This window comes from Pseudoduganella sp. RAF19 (assembly GCF_052114165.1).
Classification (GTDB): domain Bacteria; phylum Pseudomonadota; class Gammaproteobacteria; order Burkholderiales; family Burkholderiaceae_D; genus Rugamonas.
The window spans coordinates 45,659-60,014 of record NZ_JBFREF010000011.1 but is presented as its reverse complement, the minus strand read 5'-3'; the positions used below and the strand labels follow the sequence as shown (position 1 = coordinate 60,014).

Annotated in this window: 15 protein-coding genes and 1 riboswitch; of the genes, 9 read left to right on the top strand and 6 right to left on the bottom strand. The window is 60.7% G+C overall.

Going from position 1 to position 14,356, the window contains the following annotated elements:
• Positions 1–32: 32 nt before the first annotated feature.
• On the bottom strand, positions 33–1,178 hold the full coding sequence (locus AB4Z19_RS26005; RefSeq protein WP_442025481.1) for a class I SAM-dependent methyltransferase: 1,146 nt from the start codon (positions 1,176–1,178) through the stop codon (positions 33–35).
• Between the two features lie 82 nt (positions 1,179–1,260).
• A riboswitch (S-adenosyl-L-homocysteine riboswitch) is annotated at positions 1,261–1,328 on the top strand.
• Between the two features lie 30 nt (positions 1,329–1,358).
• Between AB4Z19_RS26005 and ahcY the strand changes: the two genes are divergently transcribed.
• From ahcY to metF, 3 genes are all read left to right on the top strand, one after another.
• Positions 1,359–2,774 carry an adenosylhomocysteinase gene (gene ahcY / locus AB4Z19_RS26000; protein ID WP_442036549.1) on the top strand — a complete coding sequence of 472 codons (1,416 nt, stop codon included), beginning with the start codon at positions 1,359–1,361 and terminating at the stop codon, positions 2,772–2,774.
• A gap of 88 nt (positions 2,775–2,862) precedes the next feature.
• Positions 2,863–3,213, top strand: a complete 351-nt coding sequence (locus tag AB4Z19_RS25995) for a phage holin family protein (RefSeq protein WP_442036547.1) — start codon at positions 2,863–2,865, stop codon at positions 3,211–3,213.
• A complete protein-coding gene (gene metF / locus AB4Z19_RS25990) occupies positions 3,206–4,033 on the top strand; it encodes a methylenetetrahydrofolate reductase [NAD(P)H] (protein WP_442029056.1) in 828 nt (275 codons plus the stop codon). The genes AB4Z19_RS25995 and metF overlap by 8 nt, the downstream gene beginning before the upstream one ends.
• Here metF and AB4Z19_RS25985 read toward each other — a convergent pair.
• Positions 4,030–4,623: a 5-formyltetrahydrofolate cyclo-ligase gene (locus AB4Z19_RS25985; protein WP_442036545.1), complete on the bottom strand. Its 594-nt coding sequence runs from the start codon at positions 4,621–4,623 to the stop codon at positions 4,030–4,032. The genes metF and AB4Z19_RS25985 overlap by 4 nt on opposite strands.
• A 63-nt stretch (positions 4,624–4,686) precedes the next feature.
• Between AB4Z19_RS25985 and AB4Z19_RS25980 the strand changes: the two genes are divergently transcribed.
• From AB4Z19_RS25980 to AB4Z19_RS25955, 6 genes are all read left to right on the top strand, one after another.
• Positions 4,687–6,624 carry a transglycosylase SLT domain-containing protein gene (locus tag AB4Z19_RS25980; protein WP_442036543.1) on the top strand — a complete coding sequence of 646 codons (1,938 nt, stop codon included), beginning with the start codon at positions 4,687–4,689 and terminating at the stop codon, positions 6,622–6,624.
• Between the two features lie 16 nt (positions 6,625–6,640).
• Positions 6,641–7,357 carry a glutathione S-transferase family protein gene (locus tag AB4Z19_RS25975; protein WP_442036541.1) on the top strand — a complete coding sequence of 239 codons (717 nt, stop codon included), beginning with the start codon at positions 6,641–6,643 and terminating at the stop codon, positions 7,355–7,357.
• Positions 7,358–7,362: 5 nt separating this feature from the next.
• On the top strand, positions 7,363–8,622 hold the full coding sequence (locus tag AB4Z19_RS25970; RefSeq protein ID WP_442026899.1) for a multifunctional CCA addition/repair protein: 1,260 nt from the start codon (positions 7,363–7,365) through the stop codon (positions 8,620–8,622).
• Positions 8,619–9,293: a GNAT family N-acetyltransferase gene (locus AB4Z19_RS25965; RefSeq protein WP_442026897.1), complete on the top strand. Its 675-nt coding sequence runs from the start codon at positions 8,619–8,621 to the stop codon at positions 9,291–9,293. Before AB4Z19_RS25970 ends, AB4Z19_RS25965 begins: the two co-directional genes overlap by 4 nt.
• Before the next feature lie 192 nt (positions 9,294–9,485).
• Positions 9,486–9,908 (top strand): hypothetical protein, encoded by a 423-nt coding sequence (locus AB4Z19_RS25960; RefSeq protein ID WP_442026896.1) that lies wholly within the window; start codon positions 9,486–9,488, stop codon positions 9,906–9,908.
• A complete protein-coding gene (locus AB4Z19_RS25955) occupies positions 9,899–11,563 on the top strand; it encodes a diguanylate cyclase domain-containing protein (RefSeq protein WP_442026895.1) in 1,665 nt (554 codons plus the stop codon). Before AB4Z19_RS25960 ends, AB4Z19_RS25955 begins: the two co-directional genes overlap by 10 nt.
• Before the next feature lie 19 nt (positions 11,564–11,582).
• Here the strand turns inward: AB4Z19_RS25955 and AB4Z19_RS25950 are convergent, their stop codons facing one another.
• Genes AB4Z19_RS25950 through AB4Z19_RS25935 form a run of 4 tightly spaced genes read right to left on the bottom strand, consistent with a single transcriptional unit; the run spans position 11,583 to position 14,300 of the window.
• Positions 11,583–12,431: a hypothetical protein gene (locus AB4Z19_RS25950; RefSeq protein ID WP_442036539.1), complete on the bottom strand. Its 849-nt coding sequence runs from the start codon at positions 12,429–12,431 to the stop codon at positions 11,583–11,585.
• On the bottom strand, positions 12,428–12,808 hold the full coding sequence (locus tag AB4Z19_RS25945) for a hypothetical protein (RefSeq protein WP_442026893.1): 381 nt from the start codon (positions 12,806–12,808) through the stop codon (positions 12,428–12,430). The genes AB4Z19_RS25950 and AB4Z19_RS25945 overlap by 4 nt, the downstream gene beginning before the upstream one ends.
• On the bottom strand, positions 12,805–13,764 hold the full coding sequence (locus AB4Z19_RS25940; protein WP_442036537.1) for a hypothetical protein: 960 nt from the start codon (positions 13,762–13,764) through the stop codon (positions 12,805–12,807). The genes AB4Z19_RS25945 and AB4Z19_RS25940 overlap by 4 nt, the downstream gene beginning before the upstream one ends.
• Positions 13,761–14,300 carry a PAAR domain-containing protein gene (locus AB4Z19_RS25935; RefSeq protein WP_442027644.1) on the bottom strand — a complete coding sequence of 180 codons (540 nt, stop codon included), beginning with the start codon at positions 14,298–14,300 and terminating at the stop codon, positions 13,761–13,763. The genes AB4Z19_RS25940 and AB4Z19_RS25935 overlap by 4 nt, the downstream gene beginning before the upstream one ends.
• Positions 14,301–14,356 lie beyond the last annotated feature (56 nt).

Here is a 14,356-nt window from a genome sequence, read left to right as displayed (position 1 = left end):
AAGGGTCTGACCCGGGGCCTGATCCATAGCGCTTAGCGTGCCAGGCCGGGGATGGCTGCCAGTCTGGCGCGCATGTTTTTCGCGACATCGGCGCTGTTGCGGCGGTTGTGGGCGTGCTTCAGCACAAACAGGCTGCGGCGGGCAGGACTTAACTCGAAATATTCCTTCAGCTCGGCATGCACGGCGCGCTCGATCTCACGATCGCGCACCAGGCCGTGTGCGGCCATGCGCTCTTCCCACCATTGCGGTGTGGCCCACACCAGGTGGCCGTGCTTGGGCCAGCCTTTTTCATCGCAGTCGAGCTGGCGGAAGAAGCCGTTGTCGCTTTCCAGCCACGAGCGGACATAGATTTCGAAGTCCTGTCCAAACACTTCGTCTGAGCCGAACATCGGCGAATTGAGGTAGAAGTAGCCGTCCTCGTCAATCAGCTCAGCCAGCCGCGCCAGGTACAGGTCGAACTTGACGGGATTGAGGTGCTCGATGATGTCCATCGCCAGTACCACGTCGAACTTGCCGGACACGGGTGCCGATAGCAGGTCGCCAAAAATCATGTGGTCGCGCACGTTCGGGAATGCCAGCATGAATGCTAGATGGCTGACATCAAGCCCGGTCACATCAATGCCGCTTTGCTCCAGCAAGCTGAGCACACCGCCCGTAAAGCAACCGATTTCCATGCACCTGCGTGCGCCCAGTCCCTGCGCGATAGCGGCGGTGACGTGCTGGTCCAGGCCAATCCCCGCACCCCAAACACCGGGCATATCGTAGTAGCGGTGGCGCACGATCAGCGATTCCATGAAGTTGAAATCGGCGTCTTCGAAAGCGTTATAGAGCACCATGGGAACACCCGCGAGCGAATCTTCGCGCACGAACCGATCCGGATACAGCTGCGTGAGATCGGGCAGCTCGCGCCCAGGAATAAGCTGGCGAATCATGCGCATGCTGAATTCGCTGGAGCCAATCATCGATTGCATCGCCTCATCGATCGGTTTGCCCAATTCAAATGCCTGCGTCAAATTGGTCAGGCCATGCGCATCGGGAGCTCTGCCTAGAATGCCGGTGTAGAGGGCGGAGGCAACATCCGCTGCCGAAAATTGCCCGGTTCCGTTATGCGGCGAGTTGCGCATGCGCCAGCGCGCAAATTTCAGGAACAGCTGTGGTGCGGCAGTCAGTCCGGTCATAGTCGTTGTGCGCGATGCAAAAAAAATAACTTGGGCAGTATGCCATAGTTTTTCGGCACTGGGATCGTGCTACAATCCATACCCCCGAGGAGCGCTGCGACGGACCGTTCAGGTTTGCCAGGCTCGGAACTTCAACACCGCGCTCACGTTACTTTTTTCAACCAATGAAAGGAGGGCGTGATGAACGCCGTACTCAAAGATTCCCACGATTACATCATCGCCGACATCGGCCTGGCTGCCTGGGGCGAAAAAGAGATCAAGATCGCGGAAACCGAAATGCCTGGCCTGATGGCCATCCGCGAAGAATTCGCTGCTGCTCAGCCGCTGAAAGGCGCGCGCATCACCGGCTCGCTGCACATGACCATCCAGACCGCGGTGCTGATCCGCACCCTGGAAGCACTGGGCGCGCAAGTGCGCTGGGCGTCTTGCAACATCTACTCCACCCAGGACCACGCTGCTGCCGCTATCGCCGCGGTAGGCACTCCGGTGTTCGCCGTGAAAGGCGAAACCCTGGACGAATACTGGGAATACACCCACCGCATCTTCGAATGGCCAGGTGAAGGCGTGTACTCCAACATGATCCTGGACGACGGCGGCGACGCAACCCTGCTGCTGCACCTGGGCGCCCGCGCCGAGAAGGATATCTCCGTGCTGGCCAATCCAGGCTCGGAAGAAGAAATCTGCCTGTTCAACTCCATCAAGGCCCACTTGGCCAAGGACGCGACCTGGTACTCCAAGCGTCTGCCGCAAATCCTGGGCGTGACCGAAGAAACCACCACCGGCGTGCACCGCCTGTACCAGATGCACAAGGAAGGCAAGCTGGCCTTCCCGGCAATTAACGTGAACGACTCCGTCACCAAGTCCAAGTTCGACAACCTGTACGGCTGCCGCGAGTCCCTGGTGGACGGCATCAAGCGCGCAACCGACGTGATGGTGGCTGGTAAGATCGCCGTGATCGCCGGCTACGGCGACGTGGGCAAGGGTTCCGCGCAAGCAATGCGCGCCCTGTCCGCACAGGTCTGGGTTACCGAGATCGACCCGATCTGCGCTCTGCAGGCTGCAATGGAAGGCTACCGCGTGGTGACCATGGATTACGCTGCTGAACACGGCGATATCTTCGTGACCTGCACCGGCAACTACCACATCCTGACCGAAGCGCACATGCTCAAGATGAAGGACCAGGCCATCGTCTGCAACATCGGCCACTTCGACAACGAGATCGACGTTGCGGCACTGAAGAAGTACCAGTGGGAGAACATCAAGCCGCAGGTGGATCACGTGATCTTCCCGAACGGTAAGCGCATCATCCTGCTGGCGGAAGGCCGTCTGGTGAACCTGGGCTGCGGCACCGGCCACCCGTCTTACGTGATGTCGTCCTCCTTCGCTAACCAGACCATCGCGCAGATCGAACTGTTCGCCAACACCAAGCAGTATCCGGTCGGCGTGTACACCCTGCCGAAGCACCTGGACGAGAAGGTCGCCCGCCTGCAGCTGAAGAAGCTGAACGCGCAGCTGACCACTCTGACCGAAGAGCAGGCCGCGTACATCAACGTGAAGGTCGAAGGCCCTTACAAGCCTGAACATTATCGTTACTAATCGGCGCCGCTGCGGTCATCCGCAGCCATAGGCCCAACCCGGTGTCCGGCACATCGTGCCGGACACCAGCCTTCCAAGGTTTCCAAAAATGCGTTTGGTCCTTACCTGGATAATCAATGCCGCGGCCCTGTTTGCCGTGCCTTACCTGATGCATTCCGTCGATGTCACAAGCATCGGCGCCGCCCTGGTTGCAGCCCTCTTGCTCGGCCTGGTGAATACCCTGATCCGCCCGCTGCTGCTGTTGCTGACGCTGCCCGTTACCGTGCTGACGCTTGGCCTGTTCATCTTCGTCATCAATGGCCTGATGTTCTGGCTGGTGGCGCAACTGGTGAGCGGCTTCCACGTGGACAGCTTCGGGTCGGCGATTCTCGGCGCGCTGCTGTACAGCGTGATCTCCTGGGCCTTGTCCACACTCCTGCTCAAAGACGACAATGGCTAACCATAATTTCAGTATCGAATTCTTCCCGCCCAAGACGGCGGAAGGGGCAGAAAAGCTGCGCGCCACGCGCGCCAAACTGTCCGAGCTGCATCCCAAATATTTTTCCGTGACCTTCGGCGCCGGCGGCTCGACCCAGCAAGGCACGCTGGACACCGTCCTCGAAATCATGGCCGCCGGTGAAGAAGCGGCGCCGCACCTGTCCTGCGTGGGCGGCTCGCGCGACTCGATCCGCGCCGTGCTGCAGCAGTACAAATCGCATGGCATCAAGCGCCTGGTGGCGCTGCGCGGCGACCTGCCGAGCGGCTACGGCGGCATGGGTGAATTCCGCTATGCGAACGAGCTGGTGGAATTCGTGCGCGCCGAAACGGGCGACTGGTTCCACATCGAAGTGGCGGCCTATCCCGAAGTGCACCCGCAAGCGCGCTCGCCGCAAGACGATATGCAAGCCTTCGTGCGCAAGGTGAAGGCCGGAGCCAACGCGGCCATCACGCAATACTTCTACAATGCCGACGCTTACTTCCATTTCGTGGAGCAGGCGCAGAAGCAGGGTGTGGACGTGCCGATCGTGGCGGGCATCATGCCGATCACGAATTACACCCAGCTGATGCGCTTCTCGGATATGTGCGGCGCGGAGATCCCGCGCTGGGTGCGTTTGAAGCTGGCGTCGTTTGGCGATGACAGCGCATCGATCAAGGCCTTCGGCCAGGACGTGGTCACGGAACTGTGCGAACGCCTGCTGGAAGGCGGCGCACCGGGCCTGCACTTCTACTCGATGAACCAGGCCGCGGCCACAACCGCGATCTGGCAGCAGCTGGTTTAAGCCTGTTCGGTGATCACGATATCCAGCGCGATATCGTGGTTATCGACGCCAAACTCCAYCTCAAGGCAGCTGTACGCCACGCCCACTGTTGCGGGGCGTGGTTCCTTTGCCAGCGTGCGGTCGTAGAAACCGCCGCCATATCCCAGCCTGAAACCACCCGCATTAAAGCCGAGGCAAGGCACCAGCAGGGCCGGCGGATAAGGCTCAATGCGCAGATGGGCCGGCACCGCCACGCCCATGCCATCCTTCACCATCGTCTCGCCGATTTCCCACGATGCGAATTCCAGCGGCGCGTCGCGCTGCACCACGACCGGCAGCAGCAGGCGCACGCCAAGCCGCGCCAGTTCAGCGTAAGCCGCATGCAGGTCGGGCTCATCGCGCAAAGGCCAGTAAACGCCGAGCGCATCGACACCGCTGCCTTGCCACCATGTCACGATGTTGGCACACAGCCCATGGTCCCACTGCTGCCGCGTTTCGGCCGGAATGGCGCGGCGTTCGGCCAATAAGGAACGCCTTAATTCCGTCTTAGTCTGTGCGCTGGAGGCTGGTAGCTCGGCGGGGTTGCGTGGTATTCTAGGTGCGCTGGTCATATCGTGAATTACATTGAGAGTCGTAGATTGATTTCCCTGTCGAAATGGATAGCCGGCGCACTGATGGTGACCGCAAGCGTCACCGTGAATCTGGCCTGCGCGCAGGATACCGCAAGCGATACACGCAAGGAAGACGACGCATTCCTTCTGCTGCGCGATTCCGTGCGCCGCGATGATGCAGCCAAGGCCGAATTCTATGGCGCCCAGCTGACCAATTACAGCATCCCTTCTTATGTCGACTATTATCGGCTGAAATCCCATTTCAAGGACGCCACGAACGCCGAGATACGCGACTTCCTGAAACGCTACGAAGGCAGCGCGATTGCCGACCGCCTGCGCAACGACTGGCTGCTGGACCTGGGCCGCAAGCGCGAGTGGGCCACCTTCGATGAGCAGTATCCGCAGTTCTTGCTGCAGGACGATACCCAGGTCAAGTGCTACAACCTGTTGTCGCGCCTGACCAAAGGGCAGAACGTGGCGGCCGATGCGCGCGCGCTGCTGGTCTATCCGCCTTTTTACGGCGAGGCCTGCGGTTCGCTGATCGCATCGCTCTACCAGACCGGCCAGTTCAAGGACGAAGATGTGTGGACGCAGGTGCGCCTGGCCGGCGAAACCAACGCCACCGGTCCGGCACGCCGCGCCATCATGCTGCTGAACGGCTCCGACAAGAAGATCGCGCAAGCCATCGACCTGCCCACTATCGCAATGGCGAAGGGCGCCGGCAGCAGCCGCGCCGATCACGAGACTTTCCTGGTCGCGGTAGGCCGCGGCGCCAAGACCAGCCTGAAACTGGCCGTGATGGCGCTGAACAAAAACGCGCCGAAACTGACGCCGCAGGAGCGCGCGATCGGCTGGGCCAACGTCGCGCTGCAGGCCTCGTATTCGCTGGCGCCGGAGACTGCGGAATACTGGCAGAAGTCGTCCGGCGCTCCGCTGTCGATTGACCAGGTTCAATGGAAGGCGCGCATCGCACTGCGCAGCCAGGACTGGAAGACGGTGCGCGCCACGATCGCCGCCATGCCGCAATCGCTGCGCAGCGACCCGACCTGGATTTACTGGAACGCTCGCGCCATCGCCGCGCAGGATGGCCGCACTGCGCCGGAAGCGCTGGCGCTGTACCGCAGCATCTCGACCGGGAACGACTATTACAGCCTGCTGTCCGCGGAAGAACTGGGCCAGCTGGTGACGATTCCGCCGCCGGGCGCGCCGCCGACGCCATTTGAATTGGCAGCCATTTCCACCAACCAGGGCCTGCAGCGCGCGCTCAAGTTCTTCAGCATGCGCCTGCGTTTCGAAGGAACGCGCGAGTGGAACTGGGAAACGCGCAAGTTGAGCGAGCGTGAGCTGATCGCTGCTGCCGAATTCGCGCGCCAGAATCACATCCTCGACCGCATGGTGTACACGTCCGAAAAGACGCGCGTGCAGGCCGACTACACGCACCGCTATCCCGTGCCGCATGACGACATCATGCAGCCCACCACCAGCACACTGGGACTGGATCGCGCCTGGGTGTATGGCCTGATCCGCCAGGAATCGCGCTTCATCATGGATGCGCAATCGGGCGTGGGTGCCTCGGGCCTGATGCAGGTGATGCCATCCACCGGCCGCTGGGTCGCCAAGAAGATCGGCCTGACGGACTTCGTGCAGGACATGCTGCATGACGTGAAGACCAATATCCTGCTCGGCGCGAACTATATGAATATGGTCCTGGGCAGCATGGACGGCTCGCAAGTGCTGGCCACCGCCGCTTACAACGCAGGTCCTGGCCGCCTGCGGTCCTGGCGTTCCACGCTGGTGAAGCCGATGGACAGCACCATCTTCATCGAAACGATTCCCTATTACGAAACGCGCGGCTACGTGAAGAATGTGATGACCAACGCCACCTTCTACGCTGCCCTGTTCGAAGGCCGTCCGCAATCGCTGAAGCAGCGTCTGGGCACCGTCACGCCGAAAGGCTATACGGAAGCGGAACAGCAGGAATCCACCTTCGGCAGCCGATAAATCACCGGAAGCGATTATGCACACCACTGCACTCGACCCTACCCTGGAACAAACCCTGGCCGCCGCACGCGCACCGGGCCTGACACTCGTCATCGGCAACAAGAACTACTCTTCGTGGTCGATGCGGCCGTGGGTGGCGATGAAGGCGTTTGCGATTCCCTTCACCGAAGTGCGCATCCTGCTGGACCGCCCCGATACCGCGACCAATATCGCCAAGTGGTGCGACAGCGGCCGTGTGCCGGTGCTGCTGGCTGGAGATATGACGATCTGGGACAGCCTGGCCATTTGCGAATACATCGCCGAGCAATTCCCGGACAAGCATCTGTGGCCACAGGACGTGGCCGCGCGCGCCATGGCGCGTTCGGTCTGCGCCGAGATGCACAGTTCCTTCACCAGCCTGCGCTCCACCATGCCGATGAACGTCAAGGGCAATTATCCAGGCAAGGGCCGCACGCCGGCCACGCAGGCGGACATTGGCCGCATCAGCGAAATCTGGGAAGAGTGCCTGAGCCGCTTCGGCCACAATGAATTCCTGTTCGGCGATTTCTCGATTGCGGACGCTTTCTTCGCGCCGGTCGTAAGCCGCTTCAAGACCTACGGCGTGGTACTGCCGCCCGCGCTGTCCGCCTACTGCGAGCGCATGCGCTCCCATCCCGCTGTGGCGGAATGGCTCGACCAGGCGCTAGCCGAAACGGAAAGCGCGCCGCTGCACGACGCTGAGATGCCGGACTGACGCCGATGAAGACATATGTGGTCGGCGGCGCCGTACGCGATGAATTGCTTGGCCTGCCGGTCAAGGATCACGACCACGTGGTCGTCGGCGCCACGCCGGAAGAGATGGTTAAAGCGGGTTTCCGCCCCGTCGGCAAGGACTTCCCGGTTTTCCTGCATCCGCAAACGCAGGAGGAATATGCGCTGGCCCGCACCGAGCGCAAAACGGCGCCCGGCTACAAAGGCTTCGTGTTCCACACATCGGCCGATGTGAAGCTGGAAGATGACCTGGTGCGGCGCGACCTCACCATCAACGCCATCGCCCGCGCCGAAGACGGCACGCTGACCGACCCCTATAACGGCCAGCAGGACATCAGGGACCGTATCTTCCGCCACGTCTCCGACGCCTTTGCGGAAGACCCGGTGCGCATTCTGCGCCTGGCCCGCTTCGCAGCGCGCTTCCCGGATTTCACAGTGGCGCCGGAAACCAATGAACTGATGCGGCGCATGGTCGACCAGGGCGAAGTCGATGCGCTGGTGCCTGAACGTGTATGGCAGGAGATCTCGCGCGGGCTGATGGAGCAGAAGCCCTCGCGCATGCTGGAAGTGCTGCGCGGCTGTGGCGCGCTGGCCCACATCATTCCGGAACTGGATCGCCTGTGGGGTGTACCCCAGCCGGAACAATGGCATCCCGAAATCGATACCGGCATCCACATGGAGCAGGTGGTCGATTACGCCGCATCTCAACATTACGATCTGCCTGTGCTTTTTGCAGCGCTGATGCACGATCTGGGCAAAGCGGTAACGCGCCCGGAAAAATGGCCGGCACATCACGGCCACGAAGGCGAGGGCGTCGATCTGGTGCAGCAGGTGTGCAAGCGCCTGCGCGTGCCGACCGATTGCCGCGACCTCGCGGTGATGACGACGCGCGAGCATGGCAATGTGGCGCGCGCACAGGAGCTGCGTCCGCGCACCATCGTCACCCTGTTCGAGCGCTGCGACGGTTTCCGCAAGCCTGAACGTTTTACCCAGCTGCTGCTGGCGTCGGAGTGCGATGCGCGCGGACGCGAAGGCGGCGGCATCAGTTTCCGCGACAAGCCCTTCCCGCAAAAGGAGTATCTTGAGAAAGCGCTGGCTGCTGCACGCGGCGTCAATGCGGGCGAGATCGCCCAGCGCTGCGTGGATCGTCCGGAAAAGATTCCTGAGTTCGTGCGTGCAGCCCGCGTGCGCGCCGTGAAGGAAGCGATCGGATTCGATGGTGACGATGATGGCGAGGAGGGCGCATGACTTCTCTGAACTTCTTCCGCAATCCGCTGCGCCACTGGTTCGGCGATGAGCGTCCCACTGTGCCTGTGAAAGAGCTGCGCGAGCGCGACCGGCGCCGCATGCTCAAACATTTCCTCTGCCTGGAAGGGCGCGACCGCCTGCTGCGCTTTGGCTCGCCGGTCACGGACGAACAGGTAAGCAAATATGTGCAGAGCATCGACTTCGATCGCGACCTGGTGTTCGGCGTGTACAACCGGGTGTTCAAGCTCGTGGGCGTTGGCCATCTTGCTTTCGCCGAGACCAGCGAACAACGCAAGCAGGCGACCGAGAAGGATCGGGTAGCCGAATTTGGCGTGTCCGTGCTGAAGTCCGCGCGCGGCCTGGGTGTCGGCTCCAAGCTGTTCGAGCGTGCCAGCATTACTTGTCGAAATAACGATATTGACACCTTGTACATGCACTGCCTGTCGTCCAACCAGGTGATGATGCATATCGCGAAAAAGGCCGGCATGGAAATCCATCGCGACTATGGCGAAGCGGATGCCTACCTCAAACTTGGCCCCGCCAGCCCCGGCACGGTGCTGCAGGAAGCGATGGAAGAGCAGCTCGCCACGCTCGATTACGCGCTGAAGGCGAACGTGCGTGCCGCCGCCAAGCTGCTCGACAAACTGCCCGGCGCAAAGAGCGAAGACTGAGTTTGCAGGCCCTTTGTGGCCTGACAACAACCGAGTGTCGCGCCGCAAATTGACTTTGCGGCCGGCTTCTCTGCTAAAATTACCAAACTTCTCGGTCGCGCCTTCGCCCCCGGCGCCCTGCCACCAATTACCCGGCCCCATCTCTGCCGGAAACCGCTGGCCTTATTTTGGCCGCATTTTCCGGAGACTCCTATGGCTGCGCTGGCGCTGCGTGTACTTATCCTTGATTCCAATTCCGATGCTGCCGATGCTTTGGCGTCCGGCCTGCATGCATGCGGTCACGAGACCGTAGCAATTTGCCCAGGCGAAGCGAGCGTGCGCCTGGCCGACCACTTCGGTCCGGACATCGTGCTGTGTGCTTATCATCCTTGCGACATCGAGGTGCAGCAAACCCTGCGCGCCATGCGCTGGCTGCCTGGCTTTGAAGAAGTGCTGGTTCTGATGCTGGCCGATCCGATCCACGCGGAGGAAGCCAGTTGCCTGGGTCACGCCGTGGCTTGCCAGCCCGTTGGTCCCGCCACCGTGATGCAGGCCATCACGGGCGCCATCCTGGCCCATTCGGGTCCGATGGCCGAAGTCATACCCTTGCATGGCGAGCGCATACTATGCCACTGACCTTCCGTTTGCGCATGGCGCTGCTGGTGGCGGGCCTTGTGCTGCTGGCATCGGGACTGGTGGCGCTGGCCCTGTCCTGGCAGGCCGAACGCCATATGCGTGCCGACATCGGCGCCCAGCAGGAAACCCTGCTGGCCAGCGCCGCGGCCTATATTGACCATGATTTGTCTGCCAAGCGCGAACTGCTGCAGGCGCAGGCGGAACGCATCGGTCCCGATGTCTCGCCGCGTCAGCTGCAAACCCTGATGGAACATAGCGCCAGCCTGCGTGGTGCTTTTTTCAATGTTGTCGCCATCGACGCGCAAGGCGAGCTGTTTGCGAGCTTGCGCGACCGGCGCGACGTGGGCCATCTGAATGTGTCGAACCGGCCTTATTTCCAGCAAACGGTGGCGATGCATGAGGGGGTGATATCGGCGCCGTTCCGCAGTGCGCTGTCGGAAAAGCCGGTGGTGCTGGTGACCGAGCCGGTGTTCGACGCGCACGGTGAGCTACGCTATATCCTCGGCGGCGCGATTGAACTGGAAGGTCCTGGCTTCTTCGGCCAGATCGAAGCGCTGCAGCCAGGCGAGGGCAGTTATCTGTTCATGCTCGATCAGAATGGCACGATCGCGCATCACCCGGACCATTCCCTGCTGCTGCGTAAAGTGGGCAGCGATAAGTCGACCATTCTGCCTTCCGCTGCCGCTGCGGTGGCGGGCTTCGAGGGCTGGACCGATGGCGTCATGCCGGATGGCCAGCGTGTGCTGGTGTCCTACAAACGTCTGCTGAAATCGAACTGGATCATCGGCGCTGTGTACCCGGAAGAAGAAGCGCTGGCGCCAGTGCTGGCGATGCGCCGCCATGCGGTGGCCGCATCGGCGGTGGTGGCACTGGTCTGCGGCGCCTTCGGCCTGATGGCCGCGCGCCTGCTGATTCGCCCACTGCTGCGCTTACGCCATCGCGCTGCACGCGTGACGGCAGGGCTGGACGATATCCACGTCTTCGACACCGATCGCCGCGACGAATTCGGTGATTTGAGCCGCACTTTCTACGCGCTCACCAGCCAGCGCGCGGCGGCACAAAGCAAGCTCGCCGAGCTGGCACTGAGCGATCCGCTGACCGGCACAGCCAACCGCCGCAAGTTCGAAGAATCGCTGCCGCAAGCCATCGCCCGTGCCGGACGCGCGGGCCAGCACATTGCGCTGGCCTATCTGGACGTCGACTACTTCAAATCGATCAACGATACGCTCGGCCACGCCAGCGGCGACGAGGTCCTGTGCGAGTTCGCCCACCGCCTGCATCGCGCCGTGCGCAGCACCGACCTCGTCGCACGCCTCGGCGGCGACGAGTTCGTGGTGGTCTTTGAGCAGCTGGCCGATGAAGGCCAGGTCGCCCAGCTGGGTGAGCACATCATGACGGCCATGCGCACGCCATTCGAATGCGGTGGCCGCAGCATCCGCGTTACCACCAGCGTCGGCTTCGGCGTCGCCAGCGGCGCCGGCACCTCCGCCGACGCGCTGCTCTCCATGGCCGACGAAGCCCTCTACGCCGCCAAAGCCGCCGGCCGCGACGGCTGGGTCGTCTGCAGCGAGGGCGAAGCCGGCAAAGTCCGCCGCCTTTCCTGCCGCGGCAACGCGGATAAAGCCTCTTCCGCCATGGCGCAAACTACTCGCTGAATCTGCGTCCCACCTCTGGCTATTCATCCACGCTATCTCGGTAGTTGGAGTTCGGATAGAGCGGCTGGTCTGGCGGACGCTCCGGCACGGGGAAGCCATGTTTGTATGTCCACGCGCGGATGTTTTTGATTGGCCCCGGCTTCTCACCATCCGGGCACTCGTGAAGGCATAACCAGGTTTTTCCTTGGAGGCCAATGACTGGTTTGGGTTCATCGGACAGCCGAGACCAACCAATCATTTCGCCTATGAATGGGCCATCCTCCGAATAGGAAGTAACGTCGATATATGGCTGAGACCATCTGTAGAGCTGTGCGGTCCATTCGCGGCAACCGAAGCTGCCGAAGATGCTGTTGCGATCCCAGTCGTCCAGGTATCGGCTACTGTCCGCTTCAGCGCAAACTGCTGGTGAGAACTCGGTCTGGCCGGCTATCCCTTGCGACCATTCTGCAAGATAGTATGGTTTTTTTCGTGGGTCGCCTGCATCGAGCAATAGAATCGAGCCCACTTTGTCGCGCTTCCCAAGCCAAATGCCTGCCGCCAGGTCTTTAGAGCGAGCGTGGCCGCTACCATCAAACTGAATAAGTACGGTTATTACGGACTCGGCATGCGGGACAGCGATGTGCGAGCCTCGACCAAATAGCCCTTGTCCCGTCAACGCGTATTTTTCGACGCCGTCGAGTGTCATTGTGTTGTTCATGGCACGCGCTATCCTTCGTGAGCTTTCAAACATATGCTGTCCCGATATGAAAAGCAGGTATCGAATTTCCCAGGGACGATCTAACCATCGAGTTGAATTATCGACTTGAGCCAGTGCTTGTGCATGAAAAATAAGCGCGACGAGCAGCCAGCTGAGTTTGGGTGGTTTCATATCAGGTGGGAATCCGAGAGCGTTATGTGGAGATGGTTGCGATGGGTTACCTCGTTTCCATCCAACTGTGCGTTCGCGGTTGTTGGGCCGTTGTCACGAGTACTTGAAACCATGTACCAAGGATCGAATGTCTCGGTAATGCTGGGATTCTTGACTAGTCTTTCTCTGAGATCGTGGATTAGTTTAGGCTCATGACGTTGAACTTCTTCTTCCCATGGTGGCCGCAGCAGGTCACCTTTTTGGCGATCCGCCTGGACTTCCGCTGAAATCCTGTCGATGTCTTCTTTGAGTGATGCCGTCTTCTCTTTGTTCTTGTTGGTGTTATACCGACTCCGAGCCATGGAGAGTTCTTTTTCGTGATCCGCGACTTTATTCATAGTGCTTCTATATGGGGCATACTTTTTTTTTCGTTCTGGCTGACATTCTTTCCAGAGACGGTGCTTGTTGTTGTCAGCGATGATCGATCCAGGTCTAATCTGCTGGTAGCTGAGCAGACATAATTCACGTCGATCCCTAAGCCGACTCGGTGAACAATTGCTCCAAGCATCGGGCGCCACGAGGAGTTGATGGAGAGTTCAACGACGTCCGATGCACGAGCCTCTGTGAACAGGACTGCAAAGGCTCTCGGATGCGTACGTGGAAGAACCTCTTTCAGAAGAGGGCAAACGCCGATATTCTGGTGCGCGTTCGAATCAATCGATTGGTCGAACTTTATTTTTAGCTTTGATGCAGCAGCTTCACCATTGGCTGCGAAATCAATTTCGAGGAATCGCTCGCTAAGACCATCATCGTTAAATATACGGAGTACAGCCTGCCGGATAACGGTAGAAAGATCTTGAGGTAGCAGAGACTCCGCTTCCTGCCTCGTATATCGGTGCGATATAGACATCCATATATCACCGGTAAGTAGCGCCTTGTATTTGAGTACTCGAGTTCCGTTCGAGTCGGTTTCGCATGCTGCTTGACCCACTACGGGCTTGATGTCAGGTCTGCAGCCCAACTGCTCCTTGATGTCGACGTGCACGTCGTCTGTTCCGACTGTCAGTTCATATACAGGGTGTTGACGGAAGCGCGGATAGGCATCGCTATTTAGGAAAAGAACTACCTTGCTGCCGGTGTCAACTCGAAGGTTGATGCAACGATTACTCTTCGAGAGCGCCATTGGCCTCTTGATGAAATCAGATAGCACGTTCCCATTAACAGCCACTGCATATGGCAAGGCTAAGCTCTCTTTGGTGCCGGTCCGGAACTGGTAACACACGCTTATTTTGGAACGAACCGGAACGTTCGTCACCGTACCTTCTGGGGTAAGCGTGCAGCTGGCGGCGCTCATGCTTCGTCCTCCCAGTGCAGAGACATCGTAAGCGCCTCGTGGTGGTCGACACGTTGCGTGTGGCCATCGGCGTCGGTGGTGCCGCGCAGGGTGCGGCCGTCGGAGAGTTCGATGCGGTAGGGGAGGCCGGCAATGGGGTGGCCGGTGGATTCGTCGATGGCGCGGAAGGCGCCGCTGAAGTTGGTGTCGGGCGCGGGAGCCGGAGCCGGAGCCGGAGCGGCGGCGGTGGGGCTGTCGGCGTGACCGCCGCCGCCACCGCCACCGCCACCGCCGCCCGCATCAATGACCATCTCGCGCTGGCTGGCGATCAGGGTCGCGCCGCAGGCGGTGTGCATGCCTTCGACGGCGGTGGGTTTGCCGCCGTAGGTGTGCGTCGAGACGCCTTCGACGATCGGATATTTGCCTTTGCACAGCGGGCAGATAGTGTTGTGGCCAAGCTGGGCGATCTGGCGGCCGCCGGTGGTGACGTTGGGATTCCCCTCGAGGACGCGGCCTCCGTGCGAAGTCCGGTCGCCCTTGCAGATCACTGCGCGCATGATGGCCTCCTGCCCGAAAGGCTTCACTGTAGTGCGCTGATACCAATAGTGAATTG